3 protein-coding genes (1 of these 3 running past the window's edge) are annotated in these 23,535 nt (G+C 66.5%); 1 reads left to right on the forward strand and 2 read right to left on the reverse strand.

Going from position 1 to position 23,535, the window contains the following annotated elements:
• A protein-coding gene (locus MFF34_RS06905) for a non-ribosomal peptide synthase/polyketide synthase (RefSeq protein ID WP_238211651.1) crosses the window boundary here: on the reverse strand, positions 1-15,654 show its 5' portion. It extends 6,678 nt beyond the left edge of the window; the window shows 15,654 of its 22,332 coding nt (coding positions 1-15,654); it begins with the start codon at positions 15,652-15,654; its stop codon lies beyond the left edge, outside the window.
• A gap of 303 nt (positions 15,655-15,957) precedes the next feature.
• Complete coding sequence (locus MFF34_RS06910) at positions 15,958-22,326, reverse strand: non-ribosomal peptide synthetase (protein WP_238211652.1); 6,369 nt, start codon at positions 22,324-22,326, stop codon at positions 15,958-15,960.
• A 415-nt stretch (positions 22,327-22,741) separates the two neighbouring features.
• Between MFF34_RS06910 and MFF34_RS06915 the strand changes: the two genes are divergently transcribed.
• Complete coding sequence (locus tag MFF34_RS06915; RefSeq protein WP_238211655.1) at positions 22,742-23,524, forward strand: helix-turn-helix transcriptional regulator; 783 nt, start codon at positions 22,742-22,744, stop codon at positions 23,522-23,524.
• Positions 23,525-23,535: the final 11 nt, after the last annotated feature.

Below are 23,535 nucleotides of genomic sequence, written 5' to 3' on the forward strand. Positions count from 1 at the left end.
TGGCAGCATGTAGTCCGGCAACTGGCCTTGCAGCTGTTGGTGCAGCTCGGCAATGCCAGGGGCTGGGTTGTTGGCGGTGAAATAGGCCACCAGGCGCTTGTCACCGGGCACGTCCTCACGCACCACCACGGCCGTGTCACGCACACCGGCACACGCGCCCAGGCGCGCTTCGATTTCACCCAACTCGATGCGGAAGCCTCGCAGCTTGATCTGCTGGTCGGCACGGCCCAGGTAACGCAACGTGCCATCGGCCTGCCAGCAGGCCAGGTCGCCACTGCGGTACATGCGCGCCCCCGGCTCACGGCTGTACGGGTCGTCGAGGAAGCGTTCGGCGGTCAGTGCCGGCTGGCCGAGGTACCCCAAGGCGACGCCAGCGCCGCCGATGTACAGCTCACCGACCGCGCCAACCGGCAACGGCTGCTGACGGGCGTCGAGCACGTAGCAACGGGCATTGCCGATCGGCCTGCCAATCGGGATGCTGCCCTCGCCGACCGTGGCGATGAGGTGGGTGGTGCTGAAGGTGGTGGCTTCAGTCGGGCCATAGCCATTGAGCAGGTGTTGTGGGGCGCCTTCGCGCAGCACCCGGCCGACGATGGCCGGGTCCAGCACATCGCCGCCCACCATCAGGTAGCGAAGCTTGGCGAATGCCGGCAGCAGGTCATCGGCAAACTGATGGAACAGGCCGGCAGTCAGCCACAGCACGCTGACGCGCTGCTCCAGCAACACCTCACGCAATGCCTGACGCGACAGCACCTGGTCCTGGTCGATGACGACCACCGTGCCGCCGTTGAGCAGCGGCGCCCAGACTTCCAGGGTACTGGCGTCGAACGCAGGGTTGGAGGCGAACGCGACGCGGTCCTGGCAGGTAAATTCAGCAAAGCCGTTGTTGATCACCAGGCGCACGATGGCCCGGTGCGGCACTTGCACCCCCTTAGGGGTGCCGGTAGAGCCAGAGGTGTACATGATGTAGGCGGCGCTTTCGGCGGCTACCACCAGGCCCGGCGACTGCTGCGGATACCCGGTGAGGTCGAGGCGGTCCAGTTCGACGCGCATGGCATCGCCTACACGCTGTTCGCTGCTGAAGGTGAGCAAGACACACGCCTGGCTGTCTTCGATCATGAAGGCCTGGCGCTCGGCAGGCGCGTTGCTGTCCAGCGGCACGAACACCGCCGCACATTTGCTCGCCGCCAGTTGCGCCGCCAGCAACTCGATGCTGCGGGGCAGCAGCAGGGCCACACGATCGCCAGGGCGCACGCCCAAGGCGAGCAGGTGGTGAGCCAGGCGGTTGGCGTGCTGTTCGAGCTGCTCATAGCTCCACTGCCGGCCACCGTGAACCACCGCCGGTGCAGCAGGGCTGAGCGCGGCATAGGTGCCAAACAGGGTGTGCAGCGCATGTTCCCGTGGGTAATCGCGGCGGGTGGCATTGAAGCCTTGCAACACCAGTTCGCGCTCGGCAACTGCCAGCTGGCTCACCTTGTGCAGGGCCGTGGTCGGCGCCTGCGCAAGGGCCTCGGCCAGTTGCTCAAGGGCGGTGCTGAGCAGGCGGCAGACCTGCGCGCCATCGACCTCCGGCACCGCTTGTACGGTCAGCACAAAGGCGTCGCCCACGTCGTCGACGTTGACCACCAATGGGTAGTTGCTGCGCTCATGCGCGGCCAGTTGTTCGATACCCTGCCAGGCCTGGCGCAGCTCGGCCTTGGCCGGTGCACTGTGGCGGAAGTTGAGCAGGCTGGTGAACAGCGCTTGGGACGCCGGCACTGCGCTGCAACGCTGAGCCAACGCCAGCGAGGCTTGCTCATGGGCCAGCAGGCGGGCCAGCCGCTGGTGGGTCAGGCGTACGCCCTCGGCCACCGCCGTGGCACCCACGCTCACCCGCAGCGGCAAGGTGTTGATGAACATGCCCAGGGCCCGTTCAGCCCCCTCGCCGCCTTGCAGACGACCGAGCAACACCGTGCCGAACACCACTTCCTCGCGCCCTGACAGTTGCGCCAGCACCTGCCCCCAGGCCTGGTGCACCAGGCTGGCAACGCTGATGCCAAGCAGGCGGGCCTGCTCGCGCAGGCGGCCGGCCAGTGCCGTATCCAGGGCCAGACGGCTGTCCAGTACACGGCTGCCGTCACTGAGCGCATCACGTAGGCCGAATACCGTGGTGGGTTCGTCGATGTCGCCCAGCAACTCGCGGAACAGTGCTTCGTCAGCCTGGGTATCGGCGCCCAGGCGTGCCTGCGCCACATAGTTGCGGTAGGGCACGCTGGCCTGCGACAGGGCCTGGCCTTGCAGCACAGCGGTGATCTCGGCCACCAGCTGTTCGACGGCTGCGTGGTCGAGGATGATGTGGTGGATCAGCAGCGTGGCTTCCACGCGCCCCTTGCCGTGGCTAGGGAGCAGGCGGATCAAGGGGGCCTTGTTCAAGTCGAGCGTGGTGCTGCTTTCATCACCGCGCACGGCTGCGCCGACTGCCGGCACAGTGCGCCAGACGACCTGCACGGGCTCCTCAAGGCCCTGCCAGTGGATGCTGGTGCGCAGGATGTCGTGACGGGCGATGACCTGGTCGAGCGCTGCGGCAAAGGCATTGAGCTCGGTTTGCGTCGGGAAGGCGAAGCGTGCCTGCAGCACGTAGGGGTCTGCGCCTTCGCTGGCCAAGTGATGGTAGAGGATGCCTTGCTGCAGCGGGGCCAGGCCGTAGACATCCTGGACATTGGCCACGCCACCGGGGATCTGCGCGACCAGGGTGTCGATGGCCGCCTGGGACAGCTCGGCAAGCGGTAGCATGTCCGGCGTGATGCGTGTGCCCTCTGCCGGAATGCGGTTGGCTGGCACGCTGATACGGGTTTCACCGCCCACCGCAGCGGCGAGCGCTGCCAAGGTCGGCTGGCCGAACAGTACGCGGATATCGGCATGCAGGCCTTGTTGGCGTAGGCGCGAGGTCAGGGTCACCGCCAGCAGCGAATGGCCGCCCAGTTCGAAGAAGTTGTCGTGGCGCCCTACCCGCTCAACGCCCAGCAGCTCAGCCCAGATCGCAGCCAGCAGGGTTTCGGTTTCGCCTTCTGGGGCTTCGTACACGCGGCTTTGCAGGGCGTCGGTATCCGGTAATGGCAAAGCCTTGCGGTCGAGCTTGCCGTTGGGGCTCAGGGGCAATGCGTCCAGGTGCAGGAACAGCGCGGGCACCATGAACTCCGGCAGGTGGGCCAGCAATGCCGTGCGCAGAACGTCTGCGGCCTGTTGCTCTCCGGTGTAGTACGCCACCAGACGCTGGTCGCGGGCGACAACAACTGCCTCCTTCACGCCTTCGATGGCCGTCAGGCCAGCCTGGATTTCACCCAGCTCGATGCGCAGGCCGCGCAGCTTCACTTGGTCATCGTTACGGCCCAGGTATTCGATGTTGCCATCGGCCAGGTGCCGCGCCAGGTCGCCGGTGCGGTACAGGCGTGCACCAGGGCGGGTGCTGAACGGGTCGTCGATGAAGCGTTCAGCGGTCAGTTCGGCGCGGTTCAGATAGCCTCGGGCGACTTGCACGCCGCCGATGAACAGCTCGCCGGCCACGCCTTGCGGTACGGGTTGCCCCAGCGTATCGAGTACATACAGCGTGGTGTTGGCGATGGGTTTGCCGATGGGGGTGTTGTCCGGTGCCGTCACGCAGTGCCAGGCGCTCACGTCCACCGCTGCTTCAGTCGGGCCGTACAGGTTGTGCAGTTCGACAGTTGGCAATTGCGTGTGGAAGCGTCGGACCAGGCCGCCTGGCAAGGCTTCGCCGCTGCACAGGACGCGCTTGAGACCATCTGCCGATATTTGGCCGTGAGCCAGGAACACATCCAGCATCGAGGGCACGAAGTGCAAGGTGGTGACGTTTTCGCTACGGATCACTTGACGCAGGTATTCCGGATCGCGATGGCCGCCGGGACGCGCCATGACCAGGCGCGCGCCGGTTTGCAGGGGCCAGAGGAATTCCCATACCGACACGTCGAAGCTGAACGGGGTCTTCTGCAAGACCACGTCTTCAGCGCCGAGGTTATAGGCGTCTTGCATCCACAACAGGCGGTTAACCACGCCGGCATGCTCGTTCATCACGCCTTTCGGCAAACCGGTGGAGCCTGAGGTGTAGATCACGTAGGCCAGGTGACGCGGGGTCAAACCGGTGACAACTGGATTGCTGGACGGCTGGGCGTTCCAGGTCGGCTGATCCAGGTCGATAACCTGGGACGAATCCGGTACATGACGCGTAGCACTGTGCACCAGCACCGCCACCGGCGCGCTGTCACTCAGCATATGCCGCACGCGCTCCGCTGGGTAATCGGGGTCAACCGGCACATACGCGCCACCCGCCTTGAGGATGGCCAGCAGGCCAACCACCATCGACAGCCCACGTTCGACGCAGATCGCTACCCGATCATCGGGTTTAACACCCAGGCCGATCAGGTGATGCGCCAGCCGGTTGGCTTGCTCATTCAGCTCGCGATAGCTCAGCGCCCCCTCTTCGGCCTTAACCGCCAACGCATCCGGCGTACGCAACACCTGCGCCTCGATCATCCCGTGCAGGGTCTGCTCAAGGTCATAATCCACCGCCGTATCGTTGTAGCCCAGCAGCACACGCTCACGCTCCTGCGCCTCCAGCACCGGCAAGCGCTGCACCGGCAGTTCCGGCGTCTGCTCCAGGGCCTCAATCATGGCCTCCAACACCTGGTTCATCTGCCCACAGATACGCGCCGCGCCTACGTCGGCCGGGGTCATGGCAACCAGGCGGAAGCCCACCCCCAAATCGTCCACGTTCAGGCTCAACGGGTAGTTGGTGCGCTCCTGGCCTTCGAGTACGTCGATGCCTTGCCACGCCTGCCGCTGTTCGGCGCTGGCTTCTGCGCCATGGCGGTAGTTGAGCATGGCGCTGAACAACGGCAACGGTGTAGCCACAGCGCTGCAGCGCTGGGCCAACGCCAAGGACGCGTGTTCGTGCGCCAGCAGTGCACTGAGGCGCTGATGCACGGCCTGCGCCCCTTCGCGCAGGCTCACCTCGCCCAGGTCGACCCGCAGCGGCAAGGTATTGATGAACATGCCGAGCGCCCGCTCGGCGCCCTCACCGCCTTGCAAACGCCCCAGCAACACCGTGCCGAACACCACGCGGTCCTTGCCGCTGGCAGCGGCCAACAGGCGCGCCCAAGCCAGGTGGAACAGGCTGGCGACACTGATGCCCAGGTGCCGTGCCTGGCGCCGCAGCCCTGCGGCCAGCTCGGCCGACAGCGCCAGCTTGGCTTCTTGCATGCCAAGGCCATCGCCTTGCACATCGCTAAGGCCGAACGGCAACGTCGGCTCGTCGACATCCGCCAACTGCTCGCGGAAGAACACCTCATGCTCGGCCTGGCTGACACCCAGGCGCGCCTGGGCCACGTAGTTGCGATACGGCACGGGGGTTTGGACCGGCGGCGTGCCCTGCAGGAAGCCAATCAACTCCTCACCGACCACCTCCAGGGCGGTGTGGTCGAGGACGATGTGGTGGAACTGCAAGGTGGCTTCGATGCACCCGCTGCCCGGTGCCTGGCGATGAAGCAGACGAATCAGCGGCGCTTGGCTCAAGTCCAGGCCAACGGTAGCCGCATCGTCGTCGCGCAGGACCTGCAGCGGTGCGTGACGCCAGACCACCTGCACAGCCTGCGGCAGGCCGTCCCATAGCACTGCTGTGCGCAGCACGTCGTGGCGGGCGATGACCTGGTCCAGCGCGCTGGCGAAGGCTTGCAGACGTTCGCCGTTGTCAAAACGCAGCCGGGAATACAGCACATAGGGATCGTGCTCGGCGCTCAGGTGATGGTAAAGGATACCTTCCTGCAGCGGAGCCAGCGGGTAGATGTCCTGCACATTGGCCGCACCGCCCGGCACGCGCGCGACGATGCGGTCGATTGCGGGTTGGTCGAGGTCGATCAGGCTCAGCAGGCCTGGGGTGATGTGGGTGCAACCGGCAGGGATGCGGTTTTCAGGTACCAGCACTTGCTGGTTGCGCCCCAAGGTCTCGGCCAGGGCCGCGACGGTAGGCTGGCCGAACAGGGTCCGTACATCGACCTGCAGCCCTTCCAGGCGCAGCCGCGCGGTCAGGCTTACCGCCAGCAGCGAATGGCCACCCAGCTCGAAGAAGTTGTCGTGACGGCCCACGTGCTCGACGCCCAGCAGTTGCGCCCACAGTTGGGCCAGCAGGGTTTCGGTCTGGCCCTGCGGCGCCTGGTAGGGGCGTTCATGCAAGGCAGCATCCGGCGCCGGCAGCGCTTTACGGTCGAGCTTGCCATTGGGCGTCAACGGCAGCTGGTCGAGGTGGATGTACTGTGCCGGCAGCATGTATTCCGGCAGGTCGTGCAGCAGTGCCTGGCGCAGGCTGTCCGCCTCGGGTGGCTCACCGGTGAGGTAGGCGACCAGGCGTGGCCCACTGGCCGGGGCATCGTAAGCCAGTACCACGGCCTCGCGCACACCGGGCACACGCACCAGGCAGGCTTCGATCTCGCCCGGCTCGATGCGCAGGCCGCGGATTTTGACCTGGTGGTCGTTACGGCCGAGGAAGACCAGGTTGCCATCCTCGCGCTGGCGCACCAGGTCACCGCTGCGGTACAGGCGATCGCCGTCAACGAAGGGGCTGGCGATGAAGCGTTCGGCCTGCTGTTCGGGCAAACCCAGGTAACCCCGCGCTACGCCCGCGCCGCCGATATGCAGGTGGCCGACCACGCCCCACGGCACGGGTTGGTCGTAGTGGTCGAGTACATACAGCCGGGTATTGTCGATGGCAGTACCAATCGGCAAAGCCCCGTGCGGCAGATCCGCGCCCGGTTCCAGCGTCCAGGCGCTGCAATCGACGGTGGTCTCGGTCGGGCCATACACGTTATGCAGGCGCACACCCGGCAGGCGCTCGCGTACCTGGGCGGCCAGCACCTGGGTCAACTCACCGCCACCGCAGACGATATCGCTGAGGCTGGCGCAGCGAGCGCTCGCAGGTGCTTCAAGGAACTGCTGCAGCAACGCCGGCACGAATTGCACCACGCTGACCTGCTGCGCCTCGATCAATTGCGCGAGGTAGTGCGGGTCACGCTGGCCGTGCGGGCGCGCCAGTACCAGGCGTAGGCCGCTGCACAACGGCCAGAACAGTTCCCACACCGAGGCATCGAAGCTGACCGGGGTCTTGTGCAGCACAGCACCTTTGCCAGGTAGCTGGCAAAGGCGCTGGCTCCAGCGCACCAGGTTGACCACGTTGCGGTGTTCGACCATCACCCCCTTGGGCTGGCCTGTGGAGCCGGAGGTGTAGATCACATACGCCAGGTGGCTCGCGTTCAGCGCGGCTACGCGAGGGTTGCTGATCGGCTGGGCTTCCCAGCAAGGCTGATCGAGGTCGATCAACTGCACCGGGGTGCCGTATACGACCTCACGGGTAGCGCTGTGCACCAGCACGGCCAGCGGCGCACTGTCGCTCAGCATGTGGCGGATACGTTCAGCCGGGTAACCCGGGTCAACTGGCACATAGGCGCCGCCTGCCTTGAGGATGGCCAGCAAGCCGACCACCATCGACAGCCCGCGCTCGACGCAGATCGCTACACGATCATCCGGTTTGACGCCCAAGACAATCAAATGATGGGCAAGCCGATTGGCCTGCTCATCGAGCTGGCGATAGCTCAGCTCGCCTTCCTCGGCGACCAGTGCAATGGCAGTGGGCGTGCGCCGTACCTGGGCCTCGAACAGCCCGTGCAGCGGTTGCGCCATGTCGTGAGGCGTTTGCGGGGCATTGGCCAGCAGTCGCCGGCGCTCATCAGGCGTCAGTACCGGCAACTGCTGCACTGGCGTGTCAGGCGCGTGCTCAAGCGCATCCAGCAACCCGTGCAGCACCTGCAGCAGTTGGTCGCAGACACGCTGCGCCCCCACCTGAGCGCTGACCTGGGCCGTCAGCCGCAGGCCATCGCCCAGGTCGTCCACGTTGACACTTAGCGGGTAGTTGCCGTGGCCGCCGCTGGGCAGTGCCTGGATGCCTTCCAGGGCTTCGCGTTGCGCTTGCTGCTCGGGCTGGCTGGCGCCATGCCGGTAGTTGAGCATGGCACTGAACAACGGCGTCGGCGCAGCCACGCCGCTGCAACGCTGGGCCAAGGCCAGCGAAGCGTGCTCGTGCACCAGCAATGCACTCAGCCGCTGGTGGGCCAGGCGCACCCCTGCACGCACGCCTAGCCCTTGCAGGTCCAGGCGCAGTGGCAAGGTATTGATGAACATGCCCAGGCCCCGATCAGCGCCGGCGCCCCCTTGCAGGCGGCCCAACAGCACGGTGCCGAACACTACGCGGTCGTTGCCACTGGTGGCGGCCACCAGCCGCGCCCAGGCCAGGTGCAGCACGCTGGCGGCGCTCACGCCCAACTGCTGGGCCTGGCTGCGCAGACGCCGGTATTGCTCAGGGGCCAGTTGCACCGTAGCCAACTCGAAGGCGCTGGCCTGGCCCTGCAGGTCGGCCAGGCCATAGGGCAAGGTCGGTTCGCCGATGTCGGCCAGTTCGGCGCGGAAGAACGCCTCGTGCTCGGCCTCGCTGATGCCCAGGCGCGCCTGGGCCACGTAATTGCGGTACGGCACGGCCGGTTGGCTGGGCTGCTGGCCGCGCAAGTGATCGCGGATTTCTTCCAGCACCACCTTCATGGCCGTGTGGTCCAGGGCGATGTGGTGGAACTGCAGGGTGGCTTCCAGACCTTCGGTGCCTGGCTGTGGGGTCTGCAGCAGGCGGATCAGTGGGGCTTGGCTCAGGTCGAGAGGCCCGGTGGCTTCGCTGCTATTGACCAGCACCGAGCCCGGCACCCTGCGCCATACCACCTGCACCGGCTGCACCAGGCCGTCCCAGAGCACGGCGGTACGCAGGATATCGTGGCGCGCGATGACCTTGTCCAAGGCCCGGGCGAAGGCCAGCAGGCGGTCTTGGCTGTCGAATGCCACGCGCCACTGCAGCAGGTACGGGTCTTCGTCTGCGGCACTCAGGTGATGGTAGAGAATGCCCTCCTGCAGCGGTGCCAACGGGTAGATGTCCTGCACGTTGGCAGCACCACCTGGCACCGTGGCGACGATGCGCTCGAGGGTACTGGCGTCCAACGTCAGCAAAGGCAGCATGGCGGGGGTGATGTGGGTGCAGCCCGCTGGAATACGGTTCTCGGGCACGCTGACTTGGCGACCTTTGCCCAGCGCGGCAGCCAGTGCAGCCACGGTGGGCTGGCCGAACAGCACCCGCACGTCGGTTTGCAGGCCCTGTTGGCGCAAGCGTTCGATCAGGGTCACAGCCAGCAGCGAGTGGCCGCCCAGCTCGAAGAAGTTGTCGTGCCGCCCTACCCGTTCCACGCCCAGCACGTCGGCCCAGACGCTGGCCATGGCCGCTTCGGTCTCGCTGGCAGGGGCTTCATAGCCCTGGCTGATCAGTTGGGCCGCGTCCGGCTCAGGCAGGGCCCGGCGGTCCAGCTTGCCATGGCTGGTCAACGGCCATTGGTCCAGGCGGATGAGCGCCTGCGGCACCATGTGCCCCGGCAAGCTGGCCTGCAGCGCCTGACGCAAAGCCTCGACCGCCACCGGCACCTGTTCGGTGAACCAGGCCACCAGGCGCTCGCCGCGCACCAATACCACGGCATCGGCAATACCGGCCTGGGCCGTCAGCGCCGCCTCGATTTCACCCAACTCCACGCGCACGCCGCGGATCTTCACCTGGTCGTCATTGCGGCCGAGGTAGTCCAGCGTGCCATCGGCGTTCCAGCGCACCAGGTCGCCACTGCGGTACATGCGCGCGCCAGGCTTGCGGCTGAACGGGTCGGCGAGGAAGCGCTCTTCGGTCAGTTCAGGGCGATTGAAATAGCCCCGCGCTACCTGCGCGCCGCCGATGTACAGCTCGCCCACGACGCCCACGGGCACCGCTTGGCGATGGGCATCGAGCACATAGACACGGGTATTGGCGATGGGCTTGCCAATGTGCAACGCCGCGCCCGGCAAGACCTGGCCAGAGGTAGCGACCACCGTGGTCTCGGTCGGCCCATAGTTGTTGACCAAGGCGAAGCCTGGATCGCGGTCGAACTGTCGCAGACGGTCGCCACCGATCAGCAAGGTGCGCAAGGTGGGGTGTTGCCGTTCGCGGCGCAGCGCCTGTTCGGCCACCGGCGTGGGCAAGAAACTGACCGCCAGCGGCTGCTCGAGCCACCAGTCGAGCAGTTCATCCACATGTTCATTGCCGATGTGCGCAGGTGGCAGGTGCAGCGTGGCACCGGCACACAGCGCCGGCCATACTTCCCAGGCCATGGCGTCGAAGCCAAAGCCTGCGACGCTCGAGGTACGCACACCGGCCTCCAGCGCGAAGGCCTGGCAGTGCCAGTGCACCAGGTTGGCCAGGGTGTGGTGTTCGATCATCACGCCCTTGGGCTGGCCAGTGGAGCCGGAGGTGTAGACCAGGTAGGCCAAGTGGTGCGCATCCAGCCCAGGTACGTGCGGGTTGCTGTCCAGGGCATCATCGGCGGCGGCCTGGTCGAGGTTCAGGCGGGGTATGTCAGCAGGCAGGCCGGCAATGCCCGTTTCGCTCAGCACCAGGGCGGGCACGCTGTCGGCCAGCAGGTAGGCAATGCGTTCGGTAGGATAGCCCGGGTCGACCGGCACATAGGCGGCGCCGGCCTTGAGCACAGCCAGCAGGCCGATTACCCGTTCGGCGCTGCGGCCCACGCACAATGCGACGCGGTCACCGCCGCGCACGCCGCGTGCGATCAACTGATGCGCCAGGCGGTTGGCCCGCAGGTTCAGGTCACCATAGCTGAGTGCCTGGCCATCCTGGCTCACGGCCGTGGCATCCGGGGTCTCGGCTGCTCGGGCCTCCACCAGCGCGTGCACCGTCAGCCCTTGCGGGTAGTGCTGTGCGGTGGCGTTGAAACTGCCCAGCAGCTGTTGGCGCGCTTCGTCGCTCAAGATCGACAAGCTGTCGACCCGCGCCTCCTGCCCTTGCTGCAATGCTTGCAGCAGCTGGGTGACGGCATTGACCATCCAGGCGGCGACCCGTGCCGCACCCATCCCTGCGATAGCCAGCACACTGAAGGTGAAACCTTCACCCAGGTCATTGACGCTGAGGGTCAGCGGGTAGTTACTGCGCTCCTCGCCACCGAGCAGGCGCACACCCTCCCAGATTGCCTCGCCGGCGGCCGCGTCGGCGCTGTGCCGATAGTTGAGCAAGGCACTGAACAACGGCGCGGACGCGGCCACGCCGCTGCAGCGCTGGGCCAAGGCCAGCGGCGCGTGCTCATGGCCCAGCAAGGCCGAGAGGTTGCGGTGGGTGGCGCGCACGGCGGCACGCACGGCCAGCGTGGTGTCCACCCGCAGCGGCAGGGTGTTGATGAACATCCCCAACGCCCGGTCGGCGCCCTCGCCGCCCTGCAGGCGGCCCATCAGTACCGTGCCAAACACCACATCATCGCGGTTGGCCAGCACGCCCAGTACGCGCGCCCAGGCCAGGTGCATGAGGCTGGCGGTACTGACGCCCAGTTGCCGCGCCTGGGTGCGCAAACCGTGGGCAACTTCGCCGTCCAGCGCCTGGAACGCCGTTTCGATGCCGCGGCCATCGCCCTGCACATCGGCATAGCCCAGTGGCAAGGTCGGTTCTTCGACATCCGCCAGCATCTCGCGGAAGAACGCTTCGTGGGCCGCCTGGTCGCCCAGGCGAGCCTGGGCCACGTAATTGCGGTATGGCACCGCTGCCGGCAGTGTGTGCCCCTGGCCGAACAGCAAGGCGCGCATCTCGCGGGCGACCACGTCCATGGCCGTGTGGTCGAGGGTCAGGTGATGGAACAGCAGAATCGCCACCACCTGCTGGTTGGAGGGGTCCAGGCTGTAATACAGGCGGGTCAATGGCGCCTGGGTCAGGTCCAGCCGGTGGTGCCGCGCATCGAACCGGGCATGCAACTGTTCGACCCGCGCCAGGCCATCGTCATCGGCCAGGTCGTCGATTTCGCTGACCACCAACTCGGCCTTGCGCCAAACCACCTGCAGCGGCTGCGCCAGCCCTTGCCAAAGCACGGCGGTGCGCAGGATATCGTGACGATCGATGACCTGTTGCAGCGCACCGGCCCAGGCCAGCAAGCGCTCGACACTGTCGAAGGCCAGACGGGTCTGCAGCAGGTAGGGGTCGCCCTGCTCGGCGCTCAGGTGGTGATAGAGAATGCCTTCCTGCAGCGGGGCCAGCGGGTAGATTTCCTGCACGTTGGCGGCGCCACCCGGCACCGTTGCGACGATGTCGTCGATGGCTGCCTGGTCCAGGTCGATCAGGCTGAGCATGCTCGGCGTGATGCGTTGGGCCTGCGCGGGTACCCGGTTGGCAGGCACCTTCACTTCGTGGCCGATGCCCGCCGCGCCGGCCAGGGCAGCCAGGGTCGGTTGGGCGAACAGCACCCGCACATCGATCAGCAGGCCAGCCTTGCGCAAGCGCTCGACCAACGTCACCGCCAGCAGCGAGTGGCCGCCCAGTTCGAAGAAGTTGTCATGGCGCCCCACCTGCTGCACACCCAGCACATCGGCCCAGATCGCCGCCATCGTCGCTTCGGTTTCGCCCGTGGGCGCTTCGTAGGCGTGGCCGAACAACTGCGAGGCCTCTGGGTCAGGCAGCGCACGGCGGTCGAGTTTGCCATGGCTGGTCAGCGGCAGCTCATCGAGGCGCACGAACGCCAGCGGCACCATGTGCGCCGGCAAGCGGGCCTGCAGGGCCTGGCGCAAGGCGTCGAGGGCGACAGGGGCGGTCTCGGTGAACCAGGCCAGCAAACGCTCGCCCCGCACCAGCACCACGGCGGCGTCGATACCCGGCTGCGCCGCGAGGGTGGCCTCGATTTCACCCAGCTCAACCCGCACACCGCGGATCTTCACCTGGTCGTCGTTGCGGCCGAGGTAGTCGAGGGTGCCGTCGGCATTCCAGCTCACCCGATCACCGCTGCGGTACATGCGTGCGTTGGGCTGCTCGCTGAACGGGTCGACAAGAAAAGCCTGTTCGGTCAACGCCGGGCGATTGAAGTAGCCCCGCGCCACTTGCACGCCGCCGATGAACAGCTCCCCCGCGACGCCAACCGGGACTGGCTGCAAGCCTTCGTCCAGTACATAGACACGGGTATTGGCGATGGGCCGGCCGATGTGCAGTGCGCCGTTGGGCAAGACCTGCCCAGAGGTGGCGACAACAGTGGTTTCGGTCGGCCCGTAGTTGTTGATCAGGGTAAAGCCTGGCGCTCGCTCGAACTGGCGCAGGCGGTCCCCGCCCACCAACAAGGTGCGCAGGGTCGGGTGCTGGTGTTCGCGACGCAGGGCTTGCTCCGCTACCGGGGTGGGCAGGAAGCTGACCTTCAGTGGCTGCAACAGCCACCAGTCGAGCAACTCATCGACATGCTCGTTGGCGATGTGCGCGGGTGGCAGGTGCAGCGTGGCCCCGGCGCACAAGGCTGGCCAGACCTCCCAGGCCATGGCGTCAAACCCGAAACCTGCCACGCTTGACGTGTGCGCATCCGCGTCCAGCGCAAAGGCCTGGCAGTGCCAATGCACCAGGTTGGCGAGCGTGTGGTGCTCGATCATCACCCCCTTGGGCTGGCCGGTGGAGCCGGAGGTGTAGACCACATAGGCCAGTTGCTGCGCGTCCAGCCCAGGTCGCTGTGGGTTGCTGTCGTGCGCAGTACAGGTGCTGATGTGGTCCAGGTCCAGGCGCGGCACCTCGGCCGGCAGCCCATTTACCGCAGTCTCGCTCACGACCAGTGCCGGGGCACTGTCAGCCAGCAGGTAGGCAATGCGCTCTGCTGGGTACGCCGGGTCCACCGGCACATAGGCCGCGCCCGCTTTAAGCACTGCCAGCAACGCAACCACGCGCCCACTGTTGCGCGGCAGGCACAGGGCCACGCGGTCCCCCACCTGAACGCCGCGTTCGATCAGCTGGTGAGCCAGTTGGTTGGCACGGCGGTTGAGTTCGTCGTAACGCAGCGCCTGGCCATCCTGCAACAGCGCAACCGCTGCTGGCGCGGTGGCGGAGCGGGCCTCGACCATGGCGTGTACGGTCTGCCCCTGCGGATAAAGCTGGGCGGTGTGGTTGAACTGTTGCAGCACCTGATCACGCTCGGCAGGCGGCAATACCTGCAACCCTTGCAGCGCTGCCGTGGGGGTGTGTTCCAGGGCGTCGACCAGGCTTGCCAATACCTGTTCGAACTGCGTGCACAGGCGTGACGCGCTCCACGCCGGCAGGCTCTGCACGGTCAGGCGCAGCGCGTCGCCCAGGTCGTCGACGCTGACAGTCAGCGGGTAATCGGTACGTTCCTCGGCGCCGACGATATCGATGCCAGCAGCCACCGGGATGATCTCGGCGGCATCACCGGCGTCACTGTGCCGGTAGTTGAGCAGACTATTGAACAGCGGCGCCGGCGCGGCCACACCGCTGCAGCGCTGGGCCAGGGCCAGCGATGCTTGTTCGTGGCCGAGCAAGGCGCTGAGCCGTCGGTGGGTGGCCAGCAGGGCGTCACGCACGCTGGTTGGGCCCAGGTCGATGCGCAACGGCAGGCTGTTGATGAACATCCCCAGCGCCTGCTCGCTGCCGTCGCCGGTGGTCATGCGGCCCAGCAGCACGCTGCCGAACACCACCTGCTGGCGGCCCGACAGTTGCCCGATCAACCGGCCAAAGCCCAGGTGCAACACGCTTGCCGGGCTCACGCCGAGTTGCCGGGCCTGGCTGCGCAGGCGCTGGCTGAGCGCAGGCGGCAGGGTCAGGCGTGCTTGCTCCAGTTGCACATCACCTTTGTCCTGCAGGCCGAAGGCAAGCGTGGGCTCATCGATGTCGCCCAGCATCTCGCGGAAGAAGCGCTCATGGGCGTCCTCATCCAGTGCCTGGCGAGCGGCGGCCAGCACATTGCGAAACGGCATGGGGGCCGCCAGTCGGTCGGACTGGCCGGCGATGTGCGCCTGGATTTCACGGCGCACGATATCCAGGGCAGTATGGTCCATCACCACGTGGTGGAACATCAGCAGCGCCACCCACGTAGTGCCCTCGCCTTGCGCGTGCATCAGCTGCATCAGCGGTGCCTGGCGCAGGTCGAGACGATACTGGCGCGGGTCGAAGCGCGCGCACAGCTCGGCGAGGGCTGTGCTGCCAGCGACTGGCACGGCTTCGCGGACCAGCGTCGCTTCATGCCAGACCACCTGCACCGGTTGGTCGAGGTATTCCCAGTGCAGTGCGGTGCGCAGGATGTCATGGCGCTGGATCACCCACTGCAGCGCCTCGGCGAAGGCTTCCAGGTGGGTTTTGCTGGCGAAGCGCAGTTGCACCTGCGACAGGTACGGGTCGCCCTCGGTGGCGGACAGGTGGTGGTACAGCATGCCCTGCTGCAGCGGGGCCAACGGGTAGATGTCCTGAACGTTGGCTGCGCCGCCCGGCACGCTGGCGACGATGCGGTCGATGGCTTCCTGATCCAGCGTGACCAGCGGCAGCATGTCGGGGGTTATGCGGAAGGCCGGGCTGAGCCAGTCGTCATCGCGTTCGGCGAGCATCTCCAGCAACGCCGGCTTGTGCCGTGACAACGCCTCCCACAAGCTGTCGTCCAGGGTATCGTCATCGCCGAGGACGATCAGGTCCTGGTCTTCACGCTGGAGTCGGATCGCACGGGTGGAAAGAGCAGCCATCAGTTCGCTGAAGTGCATCGGTAAGCATCCTGCTTTGCCTGGAATGGGAATCGTGGACACGCTACGGGATCGTGACCGGTCGGTCTGACATGGGAAGCGGGGACAATTTCGGATAGCGATCGCCGGCAAGATGGCTCCCACAGGTATCGTTATGCCTTGAGGCCCGAGGGGTACCTGTGGGATGAACTGTCTTGTGGTGCTTGTTCCGGCCTCTTCGCGGGGCAAGCCCGCTCCCACAGGTATCTGCGCAGGCTCAGACCTTGTGAGGCCCCTGTAGGAGCTGGCTTGCCGGCGATGGGCCGCAACGCGGCCCCGGCGATCTTAGATGCGCCTGCGTTTACCCAGGCTGGGAATGGTGGTCTGCGGTATCACCACCTCGACCTGCTCGAGGCGGGTGCTGGCGGCCAGCGCAGCCAGGGTCGGCTGGCTGAACAAGGTGCGGGCATCCACATGCAACCCGGCCTGGCGCATGCGTGCCACCAGGCTGACCGCCAGCAGCGAGTGGCCGCCCAGTTCGAAGAAGTTGTCGTCACGCCCAACCTGCTCGATCTTCAGCACATCGGTCCAGATCTCGGCCAGCGCGGTTTCCAGCTCGCCACGCGGGGCATGGTACTGGCGGCTGATCACCGACTCGGCCCCGGGCGCTGGCAAGGCCTGGCGGTCGACCTTGCCGTTGTTGCTCAACGGCAGCTCGGCCAGGGCCACGAACGCCTGCGGCACCATGTAGTCGGGCATGCGCGCCAGCACGTGGCTGCGCAGCACTTCAAGCGCGGGCGCGCTGCTGCCCTCGCAGCAGGTGAAGTAGGCCACCAGGCGCTCTTCGCGCATCAGCACCACGGCCTGCCCAATGGCCGGATGCGCCGTCAGCGACGCTTCGATTTCCCCCAGCTCGACCCGCAACCCACGCAGCTTGACCTGGAAATCGTTGCGGCCGACAAAGTCCAGCTCACCGTCCAGGCGGTAGCGCACCAAGTCGCCGGTGCGGTACAGGCGGTCGCCCTCGACGAACGGGCTGGCGATGAAGCGCTCAGCCTGCAATGCCGGCAACCCGAGGTAGCCGCGGGCCACGCCGACGCCGCCAATGTGCAACTGGCCCACCGCGCCGAGTGGCACCGGGCGGTCATGCGCATCGAGCACATACAGGCGGGTATTGGCGATCGGCCGGCCAATCGGCGGCGCGATCAATGGCAGCGGTTCGTGGGGCTGCAGGGTCCAGGCGGTGCTGTCGACTGTCGCTTCGGTAGGGCCATAGACGTTGTGCAGGCGCACCGTGGGCAGACGTTCGCGCAGGCGTTGCACCAGCGCCAATGTCAGTTCACCGCCGCCGCAGAAGATGTCCGTCAGGCTAGTGCAACGCTCAACACCCGGCTCTTCCAGAAACTGATGAAGCAGCGCCGGGACGAATTTGATCGTGGTCACCTGCCTGGCCTGCACCAACTGCACCAGGTACGCCGGGTCACGGTGCCCGTCAGGGCGCGCCAGGACCAGGCGCAAGCCGGCGGTCAGCGGCCAGAACAGCTCCCAGACCGAACCGTCGAAGGTGAACGGCGCCCGTTGCAGCAAGGCATCGCCCGGGCGTGGCGGGCAGATGCGCGAACCCCAGTGCATCAGGTTGCACAGGCCCCGGTGTTCGACCATCACCCCCTTCGGGGTGCCGGTGGAGCCCGAGGTGTACATCACATAGGCCAACTGCCTCGGGCCCAGGCCCGGCACTTGCGGGTCGGCTGCCGAGCAGGCGTGCCAATCGCCACGGTCAAGGTCAAGCACAGGGCCTGGCATTGGCTCGAACAGGCCCAGGGTAGCGCCGTGCACCAGCACCACCGACGGCGTGCTGTCTTCCAACATGAAGCGCAGCCGCTCGGCCGGGTAAGCAGGGTCGAGTGGCACGTAGGCGCCGCCGGCCTTGAGCACGCCCAGCAAGGCGACCATCAGTGCAACGCCACGTTCGACACAAACCGCCACCCGCGCGTCGGGCTTAACACCCAGGGCGATCAGGTGGTGGGCCAGGCGGTTGGCCTGGGCGTTGAGGGTCTGGTAATCGAGGCAGCCGTCCTCAGCCTGCAGCGCGATGGCGTGGGGTGTACGCCGCACCTGGGCCTGAAACAGCGCCGGCAAGGTCTGCCTGACCGGGCTTTGCGGGTCTTCGGTGGCGTTAAAACCCTGCAGCAAGCGGTGCAGCTCGCCGTCTGGCACCGCGCACAGTGCATCCAGGCGCGTGCTGCGGCGCTCGGCCAGGGCATTGCCCAGTTGGCGCAAGGTGGTCAACAGGTAGTTCAGCACCCGCTGCGCGCCAATCGCACGCGGCGCGCGCAGGGCGAACTGTAGCCCGTCGGCATGGTCGTCCACCGTGAGGACCAGGCCATGGCTGTGTACTTCACTGGCTTCGGCCAGCTCTACGCCCGGCAATACCGGACCGAGCATTACTGCCCCTTGGCGGTAGTTGATCAGGCTGTTGAACAGCGGCGTGCCAGCGGGCAAGCCACTGCACTGCTGGGCGAGGATCAGCGGCGCATCTTCATGGCCGAGCAAGGCCGCCAGCCGCGCGTGGGTCTCGCTCAGCGCCTGGTCGACCGAGCGATTCGCCAGGCCTACCCGCAAGGGCACGCTGTTGATGAACATGCCTAGGGCACGATCAGCCCCGTTGCCAGCCATGCTGCGGCCCAGCAACACGGTGCCCAGGGTGACCTCATCACGCCCTCCGAGGGCGCCAAGCACCTGGGCCCAGGCCAGGTGCAGCAGGCTGGCCAGACTTGCGCCATGGTGCCGGGCCTGAGCGCGCAACAGGCCTGCCAGCGGCGCATCGATCACCTGGCTGTGGCTGTGCAGGTCACCCTCGTCGACCGGCTCGCCACCCAGCCCGGCAATCGGCGCTGGTGGTTCGACGCCAGCCAGTTGCTCGCGGAAGAAGGCTTCGTGCCGAGCCTGACGCTCGGGGGCAGCGCTTAGCGCCACGTAGTCACGATACGGCACAGGTGCCGGCAACGGCTCGCCGCGCCTCGCCATGAAGGCGTCCAGCTCGCCCAACAGCACCTGCAGCGAAACGGCATCGTTGACCGAGTGGTGGAAGCGCAGCAAGCCCAACCAACGCCCGTGCTGGGCATCCTCGGCGCAGGCCAGCGCCATCATCGGTGCCTGGCGCAGGTCCAAGGGCCGTTGCTGGGGGTCGAACTGGCTGCGCATTTGCCCGGCAATGTTGCCTGCGTGTGCCTCCCCCACCCAGTTGTCGACCGTCAGAAGGGCCTGGCGCCAGACCACCTGCTGGGGCTGTTCAAGCCCCTCCCAGGCCAGGCTGGTGCGCAAGATGTCGTGACGGTCTATCACCTGCTGCAACGCTTCGGTGAAGGCCTCTAACTGCATGCGGCTGGCAAAGGTAAACAACGCCTGCTGCTGGTACGGGTCGCGAGCATCGGTGACGTGGTGGTAAAGCAGGCCTTGTTGCAGGGGCGCCAGCGGATAGATTTCCTGTACGTTGCCTGCGCCGCCCGGCACCGTGGCAACGATGCGGTCGATATCAACCTGCGAGAGTTCGCTGAGGGTGAGCATGCTCGGCGTGATGTGCTGGCACCCTGGCGGAACCCGGTTGGCCGGCACGCGCGCGGCTTCGCCGACCACTACGCTGGCCGCAAGGCTGGCCAGGGTCGATTGGCCGAACAGTACCTGTACATCGGCTTGCAGGCCCTGCTGGCGCATCCTCTCGATCAGTTGCACGGCCAGCAGCGAGTGGCCGCCCAGCTCGAAGAAGTGGTCCTGGCGCCCTACCCGCTCGACCTGCAGCAATTCGGCCCACAGCAAGGCCAGGCGTTGCTCGACGTCGCCGATCGGTACCTCGTGCTCGCGACGCACCTTGGCGGCTTCGTCCGCTGTCGGCAAGGCACGGCGGTCGAGTTTGCCATTGGCAGTCAATGGCCAACTGGTCAAGTTGACATAGGCCACCGGCAACAGAGCGACTGGCAGCCGCTCGCGCAAGTGGTCATGCAGCGCCCTGGGCTCCACCGCCGCCTCGCCAATGAACCAAGCCTGCAACTGGCCTTCGCGCAGCATCACCACACACTCGCGCACTGACGCATGGCTGGCCAGGGCAGCTTCGATTTCGGCCAGTTCAACCCGCACACCGCGGATTTTCACCTGGTCGTCATTGCGCCCGAGGTACTCCAGCGTGCCATCGGGCAGCCAGCGCACCAGGTCGCCCGTGCGGTACATGCGTGCCCCTGGCAGCGCACTGAACGGGTCGTCGAGAAAACGCTCGGCGGTCATCTGCGGCCGGTTGAGGTAACCCCGGGCCACCCCCTTGCCGCCCACATACAATTCGCCTGGGGCGCCGATCGGCAGTAGACGGCACTGCTCATCGAGGACGTACACCTGGGTGTTGGCCACCGGGCGGCCGATATGGAGCGGGCCGCCGGCGTTTACTTCGCCCGACGTCGCCACCACCGTGGTTTCGGTGGGGCCATAGTTGTTGATGACCCGATAGCGCCGCTCGCGGGCCAGGCGCCGCAGGCGGTCGCCGCCAATCAGCAGGGTCTGCAAGGTCGGGTGCAGCTCGCCCTGGGCGAAGGCATGCTCGGCCACCGGGGTGGGCAGGAAGCTGACATCCAGCGGCTGGGCGCGCCACCAACTGAGCAAGGCTTCGATGTCTTCAGCACCATCACGCACCGGTGCCAGGTGCAAAGTAGCGCCACTGCACAGCGCGGGCCACACCTCCCAAGCCATGGCGTCAAAGCCGAAGCCGGCCAGGCTCGACTGGTGGCGCCCGGGGCCCAAGTTGAAGGCACTGCAGTGCCAGTCGACCAGGTTGGCCAGCATGTGGTGCTCGACCATCACGCCCTTTGGCTGGCCGGTGGAGCCAGAGGTGTAGATGACATAGGCCAGGTCGCTCGCTTGCGGCTGCACAGGCGCTGGCATTGCGGCGGTTGCCGTGTTCCAGTTCCAGCGGTCCAACACGATCTGTGGCAGGCCATGGGGCGGAAGGCGGCCGAGCAGCCGCGACTGGGTCAGCACCACGGCTGGCGCGCTGTCTTGCAGCAGATAGGCCAGGCGCTCCTGCGGGTGGGCTGGGTCGATCGGCACGTAAGCGGCCCCGGCCTTGAGCACAGCCAGCAGGCCGACCAAGGTGTCCAGGCCGCGCTGGGCGACCACCGCTACCCGTTGGTCAGGCTTGGCGCCAAGGGCTGCCAGGTGCCGGGCCAGCGCGTCGGCACGCCGGTCGAGTTCGCCATAGCTCAGGCGCTGGCCGTCGTGCAGCGCCGCCACGGCGTGTGGCGTGGCGTTGGCCTGGGCTTGGATACGACGATGGATCAACGCCTCAGCCTGTTCAGGCGCTGCTTGCGCCGTCGCATTCCACTGCCGCAGGCGGGCGTGCTCGCGGGCGGTCAGCAGGTCGAACGCCGCGATACTTTGTTCGGGCTGCTCCAGGCCTTGCTCCAGCACATGCAGCAAGCGCTCGGCCAACGCCGTAACGTCCTCTTCGCTGAACCAGGCGCGGTTGTGCACCAGGTGCAGGCACGCGCTGTCGCGTTGGCTGTTGCAACGCAGGTGGATGCTCAGGGGCGTGGGCTCGTGGCCATTGCAGACCATCACCGTGTGGCCGGGCACGTCACCGAAGCGTAGGTCGTTGCCATCCTCCTCGAATGACACCATCAGCTCGAACAGTTGAGGCCGTTCTTCACGCAATGCGCCGAGGCTGCGGTTGAGTTCGCTGAGGGCGAAACGCTGATGGCGAAAGTCTTGCTTGAGCGCATCGCGGATCCCGTGTACCAGCGCGCTAAACGAGCGTTCACGGCCAAAGTCCATGCGCAGCGCGCTGACTTGGGTAAACAGCCCCAGGGTCGACTTGAACTGGGCGTTGCCACGGTTGCGCACCGGCAGGCCGACCACCCACTCGTCACGCTGCCAGGTACGTGCGCTGCACACATGCAACGCCGCCAGCAGCACATGGAAGGGCGAGGCCTGCAGCGTGGTGCCGAGGGCCCGCATACGTGCCAGCAAGCGGGTATCGAAGGGCTGTTCGAGTACCGCACTGGGCGGCGACACGTGCTGCGCATTGCGCTCGCGGGGTGCCAGCAAAGCATCGGGTAGCTGCTGGTACTTGGCCAGCCAGTAATCGCGGTCGCGGTCATGGCGTGGCGAACCCTGGTACTGGGCATCGTCCTCGATGAACGCGCGGTAAGACGGGGCGCTATCTGGCAATGCCAGCCCCTGTTCAAGCAGGCGGTAATAGTCGGCGATCTGCTTGAACCACTGGTCCACACCCCAGCCATCGAGAATCAGGTGATGAGCCTGCACGGCAAACAGGTACCGCTGCTCGCCCAGGCGGATCAATGTCGCCCCCCACAGTGGGCTGGCATCCAGGCGGTACGGTGTCTGCATCTGTGTTTGCAACAGGCCTTGGGCAGCGCCGAACGGGTCATCCGCGCTGCGGACATCTTGCTGCACCAGCTGCACATCGAGGGCCTCGGCAAAGTACTGGCGGGCTACCCCTCCCTGGCCCGCGTGCGTCACCAGCACAGTGCGCAGGCCATCATGCTGGGCGACCAGGTGCGCCAGTGCCCGGTTTAGCCGCTCGGCATCCACCCCGCCGGCCAGTTCGACGTACGCGCCGATGTTGTACAGCGGCGAGTCGCCGTGGCTGATCTGGTCCAGCCAGATGTCGCGCTGGGCAACGGTCAGGGCAAAGGTTTGGGCGGCAGGCATGGTTCGTCAGGTCCTTCTGGTTGATCATCCGCGGATTCAAGCACCCTACCTTCAGGCTGTATGGCCCCCGAAACCCGGACACGCACCGGGCCTGTCGATGGCTGCTGAAAAACATGTAGGAGATTTGCCACAGCGGCTGCCCGGTTTGGCCTACGGAAGGGGCCATCGGTCGTGATCAGGCCTTGATCGCCACGCTTCTGACGTCAATTGGCTGGCTGATCCGTTCATGTGCAGCGTCTCGCCTGTAAGTGCCCTGCCCCACTGATCCGTAATCGGTGGCACTTTCTGTCCCTGTTTTCCATTACAGACGCGGCCCCCAGGCCGGGCTTGAATACCGCCACAAACCACTCGCCACCCGGAGGACTCGCCAGCGACACCACCCGCCGTAATGCTTTGGATCAAGGATGACAACGCTATGAAGCTGACCGACAGCCTCGAACACCGCCCCGACCCCCAGCTGTATCTGCAACTTGGCGAGCTGATCGCCAGTACCGGCGCCGAGGGCTTTGCCGAACAGATGTTGCACCTGGTCGATGCCCAAGTGCCGATCCACAGGCTCGACCTCAGCGAATGGACCCTCGACCCACACGGCGCCAGCATCAGCCGCATCAGGGTACTCGGCAGCGCCGGCCCTGCACCTGAACTGCCCGGCGTCGACCCTCTGCGCCACCCACTGCTGCAGAGCATCATGCAGATGAAGGACCCGCTGCTGATCGAGTTCAAGGCCCCTCCGGACACCGACCACCCGCGCCACAGCGCCCACCAGTGCAACTTGGTGTCTTGCAGCGGTGCCCGGCGCTGGGTCATCTGCTTTCACCGCCTGCCCAGCCAGCGGGGCTTTTCGTTGAGTGAGTTGTCGCAGTTGAAAAGCCTGTCCGACACCTTGCTGCCCCTGGTCGAGCACCACGGCCAGTTGCTCAACCAAGGGGCCGCGCGGCAGGCCGGCTCGCCGCTGTGCGATTTGCAGGCGGGCGCGTTACGCCACTCCTTTGGCGAACGGCTGGTGCAAGAAGCCGTGCGGCTTTCGACGCGTGAGCAGGAGGTCTGCCTGGGCCTGCTGACGGGCGGCACGGTGCCAGAAATGGCGCAGCGGCTTAACGTGAAGAACAGCTCGATCGAAACCTACCTCAAGCGCGCCACCGCCAAGCTGGGGGTCAGTGGCCGCCATGGTTTGACCAAGTGGATGGCAGGCGCCTGACTCTGCGAGAC

Origin of the sequence: Pseudomonas sp. PAGU 2196 (assembly GCF_022179005.1) — a bacterium.
In the GTDB taxonomy this organism is placed as follows: Bacteria; Pseudomonadota; Gammaproteobacteria; order Pseudomonadales; family Pseudomonadaceae; genus Aquipseudomonas; species Aquipseudomonas kermanshahensis.